Raw genomic sequence first — 13,624 nt, 5'->3', positions numbered from 1 at the left:
ATTTAAAAGATAAGTAAGTTAATATCACTGTGTTTTAAGTCGAACCATTCTCCAACCGATTTGTTCGTTAAAATTCCGTGGTAAAAGTACAACCCATTTTTTAAACCTTTATCAAATCTTAAAGAATTTTCTAAACCACCATCTTCTGCTATTTTTAAAAGATATGGAGTAAACATATTGCTAATTGAAATAGAAGCGGTTCTAGCAAATCGAGCAGGTATATTTGGAACACAATAATGAATGACACCATGTTTAATAAAGGTTGGGTGTTTATGTGTGGTAACTTCGCTAGTTTCAATACAACCTCCCATATCTATGCTAACATCAATAATTACTGCACCAGATTTCATATTGCCAACCATGTTTTCTGTGACAATAATTGGAGCTCTATTTTTTCCTCTAACCGCACCAATAGCAACATCACATCTTTTTAGTGCTTTTGCTAAATTTTTAGGCTGCAATGTAGAGGTGTAAATCGTCATTCCTAAATTGGTTTGCATTCTTCGTAATTTAGTAATAGAATTGTCGAATACTTTTACATTTGCACCAAGTCCAATAGCACTTCTAGCTGCAAATTCGCCAACAGTACCAGCTCCAATAATAACAACTTCAATAGGAGGCACACCACTAATATTACCAAACATTAATCCGTTACCTTCATTTACATTACTTAATAGCTCAGATGCAATAAGTACTGCAGAAGTTCCTGCTATTTCGCTTAAAGAACGCACAGCTGGGTAAGAGCCATCTTGGTCTCTAATAAACTCGAATGCAAGTGCTGTAATCCGTTTGTTTGCTAAGGTTTCAAAATATTTCTTGTTTTGTGTTTTTAATTGTAAAGCAGAGATTAAAATGCTTTGCGGATTTAATAGGTTTATTTGTTCTAGAGTAGGAGGCTCTACTTTTAAAACAATAGGACATCCATATACTTTAGCGGTGTCGTTTGTGATTTTTGCTCCAGCTTCGCTATAATTTTTATCACTAAATTTGGCTCCTTCTCCAGCGCCAGTTTCCATTAAAACCCGATGCCCATTGCTAACAAGTGCCGAAACGGCATCTGGAGTTAAACAAACTCTTTTTTCTTGAAAAGCAGTTTCTTTAGGTATACCTATAAAAAGATTCCCTTTTTGTTTAAAAATCTCTAATGTTTCTTCTTGCGGAAGTAATTGTTGCTTAGTAAAAGGCGATAAAGGTTTAGACATATATGTACCAATTAAGTTGGTTAGTCAAATTACGAATAAATTTAATTTATATAAAAATTAAAAATTAAAAGATTTCTGTAGAAAATATGCTCTGTTTTTTGTATTATTATACTAGATATGAAAAACATTATTGCAAATATAAAGGCATTAAAAACAAAAGATGTAGTTGTTGCTTTGTTAATTTTGGTTTTGCCTTTTTTAACTAATATGTGGATATTATTTCCAGAGGCAGAAGTATGGGAAACAAAATGGTTTAATATTGAATCTCAGGGTTTCGCTGATATACAAGTATTCTTTTGGTTATTGTTTTATGAATCATTTGTTGTATTTAGTTTATTTATTTGGTTTTTTACTTGTAAAAATTGGTGGAGAAATGCTATACTAATTCCATTAATCATTGAGTTTTACAAGTTATATAATTTAATATTCAATTCTTCAACTGTAAAAAAAATTGATGATCAATCCGAGATTATTGAAAGTCTGTTAATTATTATCCCAATAATAATTATAACTATGTTTCTTATTTTTAGGGTTAATTATTATTTACAATTAATGAGAATTAAATGGCAAATAAGTCAAGAGATTGAATTACTATTTAATGATGAAGAGTTTGTTAAGAATAGTGAGATTAAAAAAATTGAATCTTTTTTATTTGAGTTAAAAAAAAACAAACGCAATTATACGAAGGAGGAATATACAATTTTATTGTTTAAATTGAGAAATAGTGTATTTAATTTAAATTAAGAATGAACAGCAAAAGTTTCAAATATGATATAGTTTTTATTTGTATTATTAGTTTAATACCTTTTTTGTTTTATACATATCTTTTTTTTCCTAACAATCAAACTATTAATATATTTGGGCATGTAATAAGAGCAGGATACTATGAGTTTGTTGATATTTTATTTTGGCATATATTTAAATATTCACTTTCATTAATCTTGTTTTCAGTATGGTTTATAACTTGCAAATATTGGTGGCGTTTTGCAATCCTATTTTTAATCTATTTTGAAATTAGAAATATATCAATTGTTTTGTATGATACTTATTATACAACACCTAACGATTCTTTAATCTTATTGATTAGTCTCCTTTTTATCTTTTTATTAATTTTCATATCAAAAAAGCTTAATTATTTTTCTTTTTCAAAAAGTATTAATCAAAAATTAGATGAAGAAATGGACTGTTTGATGAATGATTTGTCAAAATTTAAAAAAAAGGACTATATTCAAATTAAATTAAAATTGACAGAATTAAGAAAAGAAAAACAACAATTGAAGAAAAAAGAATATTTGATAAGACTGATTAAGTTGAGAGATGATTTTTGGTTAGCTCCTATAAAAGAAAACTAATTATTATTTAGATTATTCATTTCTTCCAAAATACTTTCTAATAATAATCTTTTCTCTTCACTCCATTTTTCACTTAACCTTTCATTTATATATTGCTCAATTTCAAGGTTTGTTTTACTGGATTTCTTTTTAGGATCTTCTAGTAACATTTCTCCTTGACCAGTAATTAGCCAAACTAAATTTATTTGTGGATATAATTGTACAATTCGCTCTATAACATCACTTCCAACAGATGCATTGTTCTTTTGCATGCGTAATATATAGCCATTTGCAGTACCTATAGAAATATCAAATTGTCTAGCGCTAATGCCTAAGTGTTTGATAACTAGCATTATTCTGTGGATTGTTTTGCTCATGTAATTTATTTGTATTCGGTTTACGAAGAAAATATTCTATAAATATACAAATAAATTATAATTACGGAAAAACCGTAATGTAAATTTACGATGTTTTTGTATTAAAATAATTGCTTTTTTGGTGTAGGTTTTATCTAAAAAAAGGAATGTTAAAAATACTGCTTCACTTTTCCCCAAATGGTTTTTGGTCTAACGGTAAATTCGGCTTCTAAGTCTTCTAAAGTTTTACTAGCTGAATTTAGTTTATCAAACATTTTTGCTCTTATTAAATAGATGGACGGGATTATTATTGCCATAACAGGAACCAAATGAAATAGTTGAAACTCATCAAAAATATCTGAATCTGTATTTACAAAGCCAATTATTTGATAAATGAACATGATAATTGGAACTAAAATAGCATGGTACCACCAATGACGACAGGTGAAAAACCAAATTAATAGTAGTAATATAGGTATTAATTTACCTGTTACTATCCACATTACTACTTGAGCGCTTTCATAAATTTTGCTTTCATAAGTGAAAAAGAAAGTGTTCCAAATACGAGTATCTGGAACACTTTCATATAAGTAAAATAAATAAGGAGTTATAGCTATTAAAACAGCTAATAGACTACCCTTAATTATCACATTATTTTTAACCGTGTGTTGGAATTTTGATTTTCTTTCCTTTAACTTCTGTTGTGGTTTGTCCATCAATGTCAATAAGATTTGTTGCTTGAGCTGTAAACAATACTCCTCCGAAAATTGCAATTGCAATTAAATACTTTTTAGTTTTCATAATTATAAGGGATTAAATTAATTAATACATTAAAATTATATAAACACTGACTCTCAATTTTGCGCTAAATGTTAAAATTATGTTAAAATTAACAAAATTCACTTTTTTGCTTACGGATTATCCATAAAACAAGTAAGAATCATAAAAAACACGTAAGAATTTACTTACTCAATCATTATTTTATATAGATTTAGGTTACTTTATTATAATCTTTCTACTTTCATTTTCATTTAGTTCTAAAAATACATTTGTAGTATTTTCAGGCATAAATTCTACAGCTAATTCTGGCCATTCTATTAAAACCCATTGGTTTTGTTGTACGTATTCTTCAAAGCCAAAATTGTATAGTTCATCAATTGTATTAACTCGGTATAAATCAAAATGAAAAATACTTGCATTATTATATCGATATTCATTAACTAAAGAGTAGGTTGGACTTTGTACCTCATCTGTACTTCCTATAGCTTTAACTAAGGCCTTTATGAGTGTTGTCTTACCAACTCCCATGCTACCATGAAATAAAATAATTTTACTATCACTATTTTTTAATAGTGTTTTAACAACTTTATCAAGATCGTTAATTGTGTAGTTTAACTCCAAACCTATCTTAAATTAAACATGCAATATTAAGCAAATATTTCATTAAAAACTAATTTTTATGTATTTCATCGATTTAAAACGTATTACGTCTATCGTTATTTGGGGTTTAATACTACAAACGGAATGATCATTTCTTCTAATGAAACACCTCCATGTTGATATGTATTTCTAAAATAACTTACGTAATGATTGTAATTATTTGGGTAAGCAAAAAACAAATCATTCTTTGCAAATATGAAAGAGCTACTCATGGATAGAGAGGGTAAATGAATGCTCTTGGGATCTTTTGCTACTAATACGTCTTTGTCTTCATAAGTTAAACTTCTTCCTGTTTTATATCTTAAGTTTAAGCTTGTATCTCTATCTCCAACAACTTTAGAAGGGTTTTTTACATTAATAGTACCATGATCTGTTGTTAATATTAATTTAAAGCCCATCTGTTGCGCTTGTTGTATCATTTCTAGTAAGGGAGAATTTTTAAACCAACTTTGAGTTAAAGACCTGTAAGCTTTATCATTAGAAGCGAGTTCTTTTACAACATCCATTTCTGTTTTAGAGTGCGAAAGCATATCTACAAAGTTGTAAACAACAACAGTTAGATCGTTGTCTTTTAGTCCTTTAAAATTATCGACAAGCTTTTTTCCATTTTTTAAATTAGTAATTTTATAATACTCATGTTTTAAGTTCGATAAACCTAAGCGTTTTAATTGTTCTCTTAGAAAATCAGCTTCATGTAAATTTTTACCACCTTCATCTGTATCGTTTTTCCAGTAATTTGGATGTAATTTCTCCATATCACTAGGCATTAGACCAGAAAAAATAGCATTTCTAGCGTATTGTGTTGCTGTTGGCAAAATACTGTAAAAAGGAAGTTCTTTTTCTTTTTTATAATAGTTGTTTATTATAGGTTCAAAAGCTTTCCATTGGTCATACCGCAAATTATCTATAACGACCAATAGGGTAGGTTGTTCTTTGCTTATTTCTGGAGCTATCTTTTCTTTAAATAAAGTATGAGACATGATTGGTGCATCTGTATGAGCATCAAACCAAGTAGGATAATTTTTATCAATAAATTTACCAAATTGAGTGTTTGCTTCGTTTTTTTGGGATTCTAAAATTTCAAACATACCAATATCTTCAATATCTTCTAATTGTAACTCCCAATAAATTAGCTTTTGGTATAGTGCTGCCCATTCTTCGAAAGAGTTCACCATAGATAAATCCATAGCAATTTTTCTAAACTCTTGTTGGTAATTTGAAGTCGTTTTTTCAGAGACTAATCTAGAGTGATCTAAATTTTTCTTTAAACTTAATAATATTTGGTTGGGGTTTACAGGCTTAATAAGGTAATCTGCTATTTTATTACCTATAGCTTCTTCCATTATATATTCTTCTTCACTTTTGGTTATCATCACCACAGGAAGTGTATCTCTTCTTTCTTTAATTTCATTTAAAGTTTCTAGTCCGGTAAGTCCTGGCATGTTTTCGTCTAAAAAAACAATATCAAAATTGGTGTCATCTAAAATTTCTAGTGCTTCTGTACCACTTTTACAAGTAGTTACCTTGTAGTTTTTTTGTTCCAGAAAGATAATATGAGGTTTAAGTAAATCGATTTCGTCGTCAACCCAAAGAATATTTATATTGTTCATGTATATTTGTTTATATAATTGTAAAAAAGTAAAGCTTGCATACTAAAAACAAACTTAAAATATTAAACGACCCAATTTACGGATTTATTACTATACCTAATTCGCTAATATTCGATTTAATTGAACATAAATATTTTCAGAGGCTACGTAGAATTACCCAAATGGGCATGTCTTACTTGGTATATCCAGGAGCGCATCACACACGTTTTCATCATGCTATAGGTTGCATGCATTTAATGCAAAAAGCAATACAAGTGCTTTGTTTTAAGGGTGTTGAAATATCTGAAGACGAAAAAAACGCATTGTTAGTCGCTATTTTATTACATGATATTGGTCACGGACCATTTTCTCATGCAATGGAACATAGTATCGTTAATAATGTATCCCATGAAGAAATTTCGTTGCTTTTTATGGAAACTTTAAATGCAGAGTTTAACGGAAGTTTAACTTTAGCCATTAAAATTTTTAAAGGCGAATACCATAGAAAGTTTATGTGCCAGTTAATATCTAGTCAAATAGATATGGATAGAGCAGATTATTTAAAACGCGATAGTTTTTATACAGGAGTAGCAGAAGGCAATATAAATAGTGAACGTTTAATAACCATGCTTAATGTGGTAAACGATGCGCTTGTAGTAGAAGATAAAGGGATTTATAGTGTCGAAAAATTTTTAGTAGCTAGACGCTTAATGTATTGGCAAGTGTATTTACATAAAACGAGTTTAGCTGCAGAACAGTTATTGATTAGAGTTTTAAAAAGAGCAAAAGAACTGACTTTTAAAGGAGTAAAATTAGATGCGAGCAAACCTTTACAGTATTTTTTAAAAAATGAAATTTCTTTAAATGATTTTAATGCGGAAACATTAAACACTTTTGCAATGCTAGATGATTATGATATTATTTCTGCAATGAAAGCTTGGCAGTTTCATGAGGATTTTGTGTTGAAAAATCTATGTGAAATGATAATAAATAGAGATTTGCTGAAGGTGAAGCTGAAAAAGAAAAAAATTAAAACAGAAAATTTAAACTTACACAAGCAGACGCTTATAGAGAAATTTCAAATTTCGGAAGAAGAAGCTTCTTATTTTGTGTTTACAGGAGAGATTTCAAATCAAGCATATCAACAAAAAAAACAAAAAATTAATATATTACATAAAAACGGAAAGATAGAAGATATCGTGAAAGCTTCCGATCAATTAAACCTAAAAGCACTTTCAAAACCAGTGACTAAATATTATATATGTTATCCAAAACAAAAACTTTAGCACATTTTTCTTATTTTTGCTAGAATTACAAAAAACTAAACAAAAAAGTGTGAAATTCACAGCAGAACAAATTGCAGGAATTTTAGAAGGAGACATTGTTGGTAACCCAGATGTTGAAGTATCTAAACTTTCAAAAATCGAAGAAGGAACAGAAGGATCATTAACGTTTCTTTCTAATCCTAAATACACACCATATATATATTCAACTAGAGCATCAATAACCATAGTAAATAAAACTTTCGAGCCTGAAAATAGCATCGATACTACTTTAATAAAAGTAGCAGATGCCTATAAAGCATTCTCTAAATTGTTAGAATATTACAATTTAGCAAAGAACAATAAAGTAGGTGTAGAAAAACCATCTTATATTTCTGAATCTGTGAAGTATCCAGAAACGGTGTATATTGGAGCTTTTTCATACATTGGTGAAAATGTAACTATTGGTGAAAATGTAAAAATATATCCAAATGTATATATAGGAGATAATGTTACAATAGATAATGATTCTATAATTTATGCAGGAGCGAAATTGTATTCCGATTGTATTATAGGTAAAAATTGTGTTATTAATTCTGGTGCAATTATTGGAGCAGATGGTTTTGGTTTTGCACCAAACGAAAAAGGAGAATTTACTAAAGTACCACAAACTGGAAACGTTATTCTTGAAGATTTTGTAGATGTTGGAGCAGGAACAACAATAGATAGAGCGACTTTAGGTTCTACCTTAATTAAAAGAGGTGTAAAACTAGATAACCAAATACAAATAGCGCACAATGTAGAAATTGGTAAAAACACTGTAATTGCTGCACAAACAGGAATTGCTGGGTCAACTAAAATTGGCGAGAATTGTATGATTGGAGGTCAAGTTGGTATTGCAGGACATTTAACCATAGGAAATGGTGTAAGAGTACAAGCACAATCTGGAATTGGTAAAAACGTAAAAGATAATGAGACGCTTCAAGGTTCTCCTTCTTTTAATTATGGAGATTGGAATAAATCATATGTATATTTCAAAAACCTTCCAAAGATTGTAAAAAATATAAGTGAAATCGAAAAAAAAGTAGATGGCAATAGTTAATACTAGTATTAAGCAAAAGACAATAAAAAATGAAATGTCTTTAAGTGGTGTAGGTTTACATACTGGAAAGGATGTGAAACTAACATTTAAACCGGCTTCAGAGAATTTCGGATTTGGTTTTAAACGTATCGATTTAGAAGGAGAGCCAATAATAGAGGCAGATGCAAACTATGTTACAAATACACAACGTGGTACTTGCATGGAAAAAAACGGTGTTACTATTCAAACCTGTGAGCATGTACTTGCTGCTTTAGTAGGTTTAGATATAGACAACGTTCTTATCGAGTTAGACGCTTCCGAACCACCAATTATGGATGGTTCTTCGAAATTCTTTATTGAGGCTCTAGAAAAAGCAGAAATTGTAGAACAAAATGCAATTAGGCAAGAATATGTAGTTACAGATATTATTTCTTATGTAGACGAAGAAACTGGTAGTGAAATTCTAGTAATGCCTTCTAAAGAATATCAAATTACTACTATGGTAGATTTTGGCACCAAAGTTTTAGGTACTCAAAATGCTACTTTAAATCATATTTCAGATTTTAAAGAACAAATCTCAGATTCCAGAACTTTTAGTTTTCTACATGAAATAGAAATGCTTTTGGAAAACGGATTAATTAAAGGTGGCGACTTAAATAATGCAATAGTTTATGTAGATAAAGAATTATCTTCCGAAACTATGGAAAAACTTAAGGTTGCTTTTAATAAAGAGGCAATTGCAGTGAAATCTAATGGGATTTTAGATAATTTAACGCTCCATCATCCAAATGAAGCGGCTAGACACAAATTGTTAGATGTTATAGGTGATTTAGCATTAGTTGGAACCAGAATAAGAGGTAAAATTATAGCGAATAAACCTGGGCACTATGTAAATACACAATTTGCCAAAAAACTGGCTAAAATTATAAAAAACGAAAAGCGTAATTATGTTCCTGCGGTAGACCTAAATCAACAACCTTTAATGGATGTCAACCAAATAATGGATATGTTACCACATAGACAACCGTTTTTGTTGATAGACAAAGTGTTTGAGCTTAGTGATTCTCATGTACTTGGTATGAAAAATGTGACCATGAACGAAGAGTTTTTTAAAGGTCACTTTCCAGGAGCACCAGTTATGCCTGGTGTTTTAATAGTGGAAGCTATGGCGCAAACAGGTGGGATACTTGTGTTGAGTACAGTTCCAGACCCAGAAAACTATTTAACTTTCTTTATGAAAATTGATAAAGTTAAGTTTAAACAAAAAGTAGTTCCTGGGGATACATTAATCTTTAAATGTGATTTGATTACTCCAATTCGTAGAGGTATTTGTCATATGCAAGGCTATGCGTACGCTAATGGAAAATTATGTGCAGAAGCAGAATTAATGGCGCAAATTTCTAAAATAAAATAACGATACAAATCTAGCAGATTTCAAAATAATTATTGAAGTTTGAAAGTGAAAAGCGACCAATTTTGTCGCTTTGTAATATAAATATTTATAAAATGAATCAACCTTTAGCGTATGTACATCCAGGAGCAAAAATTGCTAAAAATGTAGTAATTGATCCCTTTACAACCATACACAATAATGTGATAATTGGTGAAGGAACTTGGATCGGTAGTAATGTAACTATCATGGAAGGAGCTCGAATAGGTAAAAATTGTAATATTTTTCCTGGTGCAGTAATTTCTGGTGTACCGCAAGACTTAAAATACAAAGACGAAGATACATTAACAGTAATTGGTGATAACGTTACCATTAGAGAATGTGTAACTATTAATCGTGGTACTACAGATAAAATGAAAACGGTAATTGGAGACAATTGTCTAATAATGGCTTACTGTCATATAGCTCATGATTGTGTGGTTGGTAATAATTGCATTTTTTCTAATAATAGTACATTAGCAGGACATATAACAGTTGGTGATTATGTAGTATTAGCAGGAATGACAGCGGTACATCAATTTTGTTCTATTGGAAATCATGCTTTTGTAACTGGAGGTTCTTTAGTAAGAAAAGATGTTCCTCCTTTTGTGAAAGCTGGTCGGGAACCTTTATCCTATGTAGGAATTAATTCTGTAGGGTTAAGAAGAAGAGGCTTTGCCACCGAAAAAATTAGAGAAATACAAGATATATACAGAATGTTATATCAAAAAAATTATAATAACACACAGGCTTCCGACTTAATTGAAGCAGAAATGGAAGCAACACATGAACGTGATGAAATTCTTCAATTTATTAAGAATTCACATCGTGGTATTATGAAAGGATACTTCAAATCAAATTAAAATTTATTAATTAAAAAGATACCCACTTTCGTGGGAAATACTATGGCAACAACTTCAGATATTAGAAACGGACTTTGTATTAAATATAATAATGATATTTATAAAATTATTGAATTTCTACACGTAAAACCTGGTAAAGGCCCAGCTTTTGTTAGAACAAAAATGAAAAGTGTAACTAGTGGAAAAGTATTAGATAATACGTTTTCGGCAGGACATAAATTAGATGATGTTCGTGTAGAAACGCATAAATTTCAATATTTGTATAACGATGGTGAATTTTATCATTTTATGAATGAAGCAGATTATTCTCAAATAAGACTTTTAGAGTCTGCGCTAGACAATCCTGGTTTAATGAAAGAAGGAGAGGTCGTTACTATACAAATTAATGCAGAAGACAATATGCCATTGTCTGTAGATTTACCTGCAAGTGTAATATTAGAAATAACAGCAACAGAGCCAGGAGTTAAAGGAAATACAGCTACTAATGCAACAAAGCCAGCAACTGTTGAAACAGGAGCAACTGTTAATGTGCCATTATTTATTAATGAAGGAGATAAGATAAAAGTGGAAACAGAAAAAGGAACGTATAAAGAACGTGTAAAAGAATAAAATTCAGTTTACAGTCTCAGTCTCAGTTAACAATACTGAAAACTGAGACTGAAAGCTGTAAACTGTATATATGAAATTTCCAAAGCCACAAACACTTAAAAACATTGCAGATTTAATTACCTGTAAATATATTGGTAATGCAGATTTCCCCGTTCTTGGGATTAATGAAATTCATGTGGTTGAAGCTGGCGATGTTGTTTTTGTAGATCATCCTAAATACTACGATAAAGCATTAGAATCTGCAGCAACAATTGTTTTAATTAATAAAGAAGTTGCATGTCCAGAAGGAAAAGCATTACTAATTAGTGATGATCCTTTTAGAGACTTTAATAAAATTACAAAACACTTTAAACCTTTTCAGTCTAGTAATGTAGCTATTTCTCCTTCAGCAAAAATTGGAAAAAACACTATTATTCAACCAAATTGTTTTATAGGTAATAATGTAGTTGTTGGTGAAAATTGTATCATTCATTCCAACGTAAGTATTTACGATGATACTGTAATTGGTAATAATGTTACTATACATGCAGGAACTATTTTAGGCGCTTCTGCCTTTTATTATAAAAAAAGACCAGAAGGCTTTGATCCTTTAATATCTGGAGGAAGAGTTGTAATTAAAGATCATGTAGACATCGGTGCGCTTTGTACAATAGATAAAGGAGTGACAGGAGATACTACCATTGGTGAAGGTTCAAAACTTGACAATCAAATTCAAGTTGGACACGACACTATTATTGGAGAAAAATGCTTAATAGCATCGCAAACTGGTATTGCTGGTTGCTGTATTATTGGTGACGAAGTGACCATTTGGGGGCAAGTTGGTACAACAAGTGGTATTACAATTGGAGACAAGGCTGTTGTGCTTGGTCAAACTGGAGTTACAAAATCTATTGAAGGCGGAAAATCTTATTTTGGTACTCCAATCGAAGAATCTAGAGTTAAATTAAAAGAATTAGCTTATATCAAGAAAATTCCTGAAATTGTAAAACAATTAAAAAACAAATAAATGTCACCTAAAGAAGTTGTTCAAAAATTTTATAGTTCCGATTTAGCAAATAATTCAGAAGCTGTAAATCTTTGTTTTCATAAAGATTGCACTTTAAGTTGGCATAGTAGTAAAGGGTTTAATGTTTTAGATTTTAACGCTTTAAAAGTAGTTTTTGAAGAGGTTAGAAAAATGTATAACACGTTGCGTTTTGAAACTAGTCATCTGTTACAGGATGGGAACTTTGTAGCTATACGCTATACTTCGCATGTTACAACTATTGAAAATCCTAATGAGGAAATGCCTTTGGCTCATTTCTCCACTATCTGGGAAGTAAAAGGAGACAAAATAATTAAAGGTTTTCAAATGAGTCAACTAGCAGATAGTAGTTCAGAAAGCATAAATTCTTTTTAAGAAATAAAAATACAAATCACTTTATATTTTCTTTTCAAAAACTTACTTTTGCAGTAAGAATTCTAAATCGTAGTAAAGATATTCTTAAATATATATTAAACAATTTTAATCTAAATATAAATGAGCGTTTTAGTAAATAAAGATTCAAAAATAATAGTTCAAGGATTTACTGGTAGTGAAGGTACTTTTCACGCTGGTCAAATGATTGAATACGGAACAAATGTTGTTGGTGGTGTTACTCCAGGAAAAGGTGGTCAAACACATTTAGATAGACCAGTTTTTAATACGGTTTCTGAAGCTGTAGAAAAAGTAGGCGCAGACACAACCATTATTTTTGTACCACCAGCTTTTGCTGCTGATGCTATTATGGAAGCTGCAGATGCAGGGATTAAAGTAATTATTACTATTACAGAAGGTATTCCAGTTGCAGATATGATTAAAGCAGCTGCTTATATTAATGATAGAGATTGTAGATTAATAGGACCTAACTGTCCGGGAGTTATTACTCCGGGTGAAGCAAAAGTTGGAATTATGCCAGGATTTGTTTTCAAAAAAGGTAAAGTGGGTATTGTGTCTAAGTCAGGAACTTTGACTTATGAAGCTGCAGACCAAGTAGTAAAACAAGGTTTAGGTATAACAACTGCAATTGGTATTGGTGGAGATCCTATTATTGGAACTACAACTAAAGAAGCTGTTGAATTGTTAATTAACGATCCTGAAACAGAAGCTGTTGTAATGATTGGTGAAATTGGTGGACAATTAGAAGCAGACGCTGCTAACTGGTATAAAGCTAGTGGAAGTAAAAAACCAGTTGTAGGTTTTATTGCTGGAGAAACAGCACCTGCAGGACGTACAATGGGACACGCTGGAGCAATTGTAGGTGGTAGTGATGATACTGCACAAGCTAAAAAGAAAATTATGAGAGCTTGTGGTATTCACGTGGTAGATTCACCAGCAGAAATAGGAAAAAAAGTTGCTGAAGTTTTAGGCTAAGAAGCATACATATACATGTTAAAAACCTCACATTATTTTGTGAGGTTTTTTTATTTGATACAGTTTGTAT

16 protein-coding genes are annotated in these 13,624 nt (G+C 30.5%); 10 read left to right on the top strand and 6 right to left on the bottom strand.

Annotated elements, in window-relative coordinates:
• Positions 1 to 2: 2 nt before the first annotated feature.
• Entirely contained in the window at positions 3 to 1,202 is a 1,200-nt protein-coding gene (locus tag Q4512_RS07545; protein ID WP_303423569.1) for an alanine dehydrogenase, read from the bottom strand.
• Positions 1,203 to 1,319: 117 nt separating this feature from the next.
• Here Q4512_RS07545 and Q4512_RS07540 point away from each other — a divergent pair, with 117 nt between their 5' ends.
• A complete protein-coding gene (locus Q4512_RS07540) occupies positions 1,320 to 1,946 on the top strand; it encodes a hypothetical protein (RefSeq protein WP_303423568.1) in 627 nt (208 codons plus the stop codon).
• A 2-nt stretch (positions 1,947 to 1,948) separates the two neighbouring features.
• Complete coding sequence (locus Q4512_RS07535) at positions 1,949 to 2,554, top strand: hypothetical protein (protein ID WP_303423567.1); 606 nt, start codon at positions 1,949 to 1,951, stop codon at positions 2,552 to 2,554.
• On the opposite strand, the gene Q4512_RS07530 is transcribed toward Q4512_RS07535, so the two are convergent.
• From Q4512_RS07530 to Q4512_RS07510, 5 genes are all read right to left on the bottom strand, one after another.
• Entirely contained in the window at positions 2,551 to 2,910 is a 360-nt protein-coding gene (locus Q4512_RS07530; protein WP_303423565.1) for a hypothetical protein, read from the bottom strand. The genes Q4512_RS07535 and Q4512_RS07530 overlap by 4 nt on opposite strands.
• A 149-nt stretch (positions 2,911 to 3,059) precedes the next feature.
• On the bottom strand, positions 3,060 to 3,539 hold the full coding sequence (locus tag Q4512_RS07525) for a hypothetical protein (RefSeq protein WP_303423563.1): 480 nt from the start codon (positions 3,537 to 3,539) through the stop codon (positions 3,060 to 3,062).
• A gap of 7 nt (positions 3,540 to 3,546) precedes the next feature.
• Positions 3,547 to 3,690 (bottom strand): hypothetical protein, encoded by a 144-nt coding sequence (locus tag Q4512_RS07520; RefSeq protein WP_303423561.1) that lies wholly within the window; start codon positions 3,688 to 3,690, stop codon positions 3,547 to 3,549.
• 195 nt (positions 3,691 to 3,885) lie between these two features.
• Entirely contained in the window at positions 3,886 to 4,290 is a 405-nt protein-coding gene (gene tsaE / locus Q4512_RS07515; protein WP_303423559.1) for a tRNA (adenosine(37)-N6)-threonylcarbamoyltransferase complex ATPase subunit type 1 TsaE, read from the bottom strand.
• Between the two features lie 95 nt (positions 4,291 to 4,385).
• Entirely contained in the window at positions 4,386 to 5,939 is a 1,554-nt protein-coding gene (locus tag Q4512_RS07510) for a PglZ domain-containing protein (protein WP_303423557.1), read from the bottom strand.
• Between the two features lie 35 nt (positions 5,940 to 5,974).
• On the opposite strand from Q4512_RS07510, the gene Q4512_RS07505 reads away from it, so the two are divergent.
• The 8 genes from Q4512_RS07505 (at position 5,975) to sucD (ending at position 13,554) form a co-directional block, all read left to right on the top strand.
• A complete protein-coding gene (locus Q4512_RS07505) occupies positions 5,975 to 7,204 on the top strand; it encodes an HD domain-containing protein (RefSeq protein WP_303423555.1) in 1,230 nt (409 codons plus the stop codon).
• A gap of 49 nt (positions 7,205 to 7,253) precedes the next feature.
• Entirely contained in the window at positions 7,254 to 8,282 is a 1,029-nt protein-coding gene (gene lpxD / locus Q4512_RS07500; protein WP_303423553.1) for a UDP-3-O-(3-hydroxymyristoyl)glucosamine N-acyltransferase, read from the top strand.
• Entirely contained in the window at positions 8,269 to 9,675 is a 1,407-nt protein-coding gene (locus tag Q4512_RS07495; RefSeq protein ID WP_303423551.1) for a bifunctional UDP-3-O-[3-hydroxymyristoyl] N-acetylglucosamine deacetylase/3-hydroxyacyl-ACP dehydratase, read from the top strand. Before lpxD ends, Q4512_RS07495 begins: the two co-directional genes overlap by 14 nt.
• 92 nt (positions 9,676 to 9,767) lie before the next feature.
• On the top strand, positions 9,768 to 10,553 hold the full coding sequence (gene lpxA, locus Q4512_RS07490; protein WP_303423549.1) for an acyl-ACP--UDP-N-acetylglucosamine O-acyltransferase: 786 nt from the start codon (positions 9,768 to 9,770) through the stop codon (positions 10,551 to 10,553).
• Positions 10,554 to 10,595: 42 nt separating this feature from the next.
• On the top strand, positions 10,596 to 11,162 hold the full coding sequence (gene efp, locus Q4512_RS07485) for an elongation factor P (RefSeq protein WP_303423547.1): 567 nt from the start codon (positions 10,596 to 10,598) through the stop codon (positions 11,160 to 11,162).
• A 70-nt stretch (positions 11,163 to 11,232) separates the two neighbouring features.
• Positions 11,233 to 12,168 (top strand): UDP-3-O-(3-hydroxymyristoyl)glucosamine N-acyltransferase, encoded by a 936-nt coding sequence (locus Q4512_RS07480; protein ID WP_303423545.1) that lies wholly within the window; start codon positions 11,233 to 11,235, stop codon positions 12,166 to 12,168.
• Positions 12,169 to 12,561, top strand: coding sequence for a nuclear transport factor 2 family protein (locus Q4512_RS07475; RefSeq protein WP_303423543.1), 393 nt, complete (start codon positions 12,169 to 12,171; stop codon positions 12,559 to 12,561).
• A gap of 120 nt (positions 12,562 to 12,681) precedes the next feature.
• Complete coding sequence (gene sucD, locus Q4512_RS07470; protein ID WP_303423541.1) at positions 12,682 to 13,554, top strand: succinate--CoA ligase subunit alpha; 873 nt, start codon at positions 12,682 to 12,684, stop codon at positions 13,552 to 13,554.
• The last annotated feature ends 70 nt before the right edge of the window (positions 13,555 to 13,624 follow it).

The sequence above is a fragment of the Oceanihabitans sp. 2_MG-2023 genome (assembly GCF_030547245.1).
Taxonomy (GTDB): Bacteria; Bacteroidota; Bacteroidia; order Flavobacteriales; family Flavobacteriaceae; genus Oceanihabitans.
Note: the sequence above shows the minus strand (reverse complement) of the source record. Positions and strands in the feature narration are given on the sequence as shown.

Excerpts from the sequence above, each read along its gene's own strand:
- Q4512_RS07545 (WP_303423569.1), bottom strand. The coding sequence starts at position 1,202 with ATGTCTAAACCTTTATCGCCTTTTACTAAGCAACAATTACTTCCGCAA.
- Q4512_RS07540 (WP_303423568.1), top strand. The coding sequence starts at position 1,320 with ATGAAAAACATTATTGCAAATATAAAGGCATTAAAAACAAAAGATGTA.
- Q4512_RS07535 (WP_303423567.1), top strand. The coding sequence starts at position 1,949 with ATGAACAGCAAAAGTTTCAAATATGATATAGTTTTTATTTGTATTATT.
- Q4512_RS07530 (WP_303423565.1), bottom strand. The coding sequence starts at position 2,910 with ATGAGCAAAACAATCCACAGAATAATGCTAGTTATCAAACACTTAGGC.
- Q4512_RS07520 (WP_303423561.1), bottom strand. The coding sequence starts at position 3,690 with ATGAAAACTAAAAAGTATTTAATTGCAATTGCAATTTTCGGAGGAGTA.
- Q4512_RS07510 (WP_303423557.1), bottom strand. The coding sequence starts at position 5,939 with ATGAACAATATAAATATTCTTTGGGTTGACGACGAAATCGATTTACTT.
- Q4512_RS07495 (WP_303423551.1), top strand. The coding sequence starts at position 8,269 with ATGGCAATAGTTAATACTAGTATTAAGCAAAAGACAATAAAAAATGAA.
- lpxA (WP_303423549.1), top strand. The coding sequence starts at position 9,768 with ATGAATCAACCTTTAGCGTATGTACATCCAGGAGCAAAAATTGCTAAA.
- efp (WP_303423547.1), top strand. The coding sequence starts at position 10,596 with ATGGCAACAACTTCAGATATTAGAAACGGACTTTGTATTAAATATAAT.
- Q4512_RS07480 (WP_303423545.1), top strand. The coding sequence starts at position 11,233 with ATGAAATTTCCAAAGCCACAAACACTTAAAAACATTGCAGATTTAATT.
- Q4512_RS07475 (WP_303423543.1), top strand. The coding sequence starts at position 12,169 with ATGTCACCTAAAGAAGTTGTTCAAAAATTTTATAGTTCCGATTTAGCA.
- sucD (WP_303423541.1), top strand. The coding sequence starts at position 12,682 with ATGAGCGTTTTAGTAAATAAAGATTCAAAAATAATAGTTCAAGGATTT.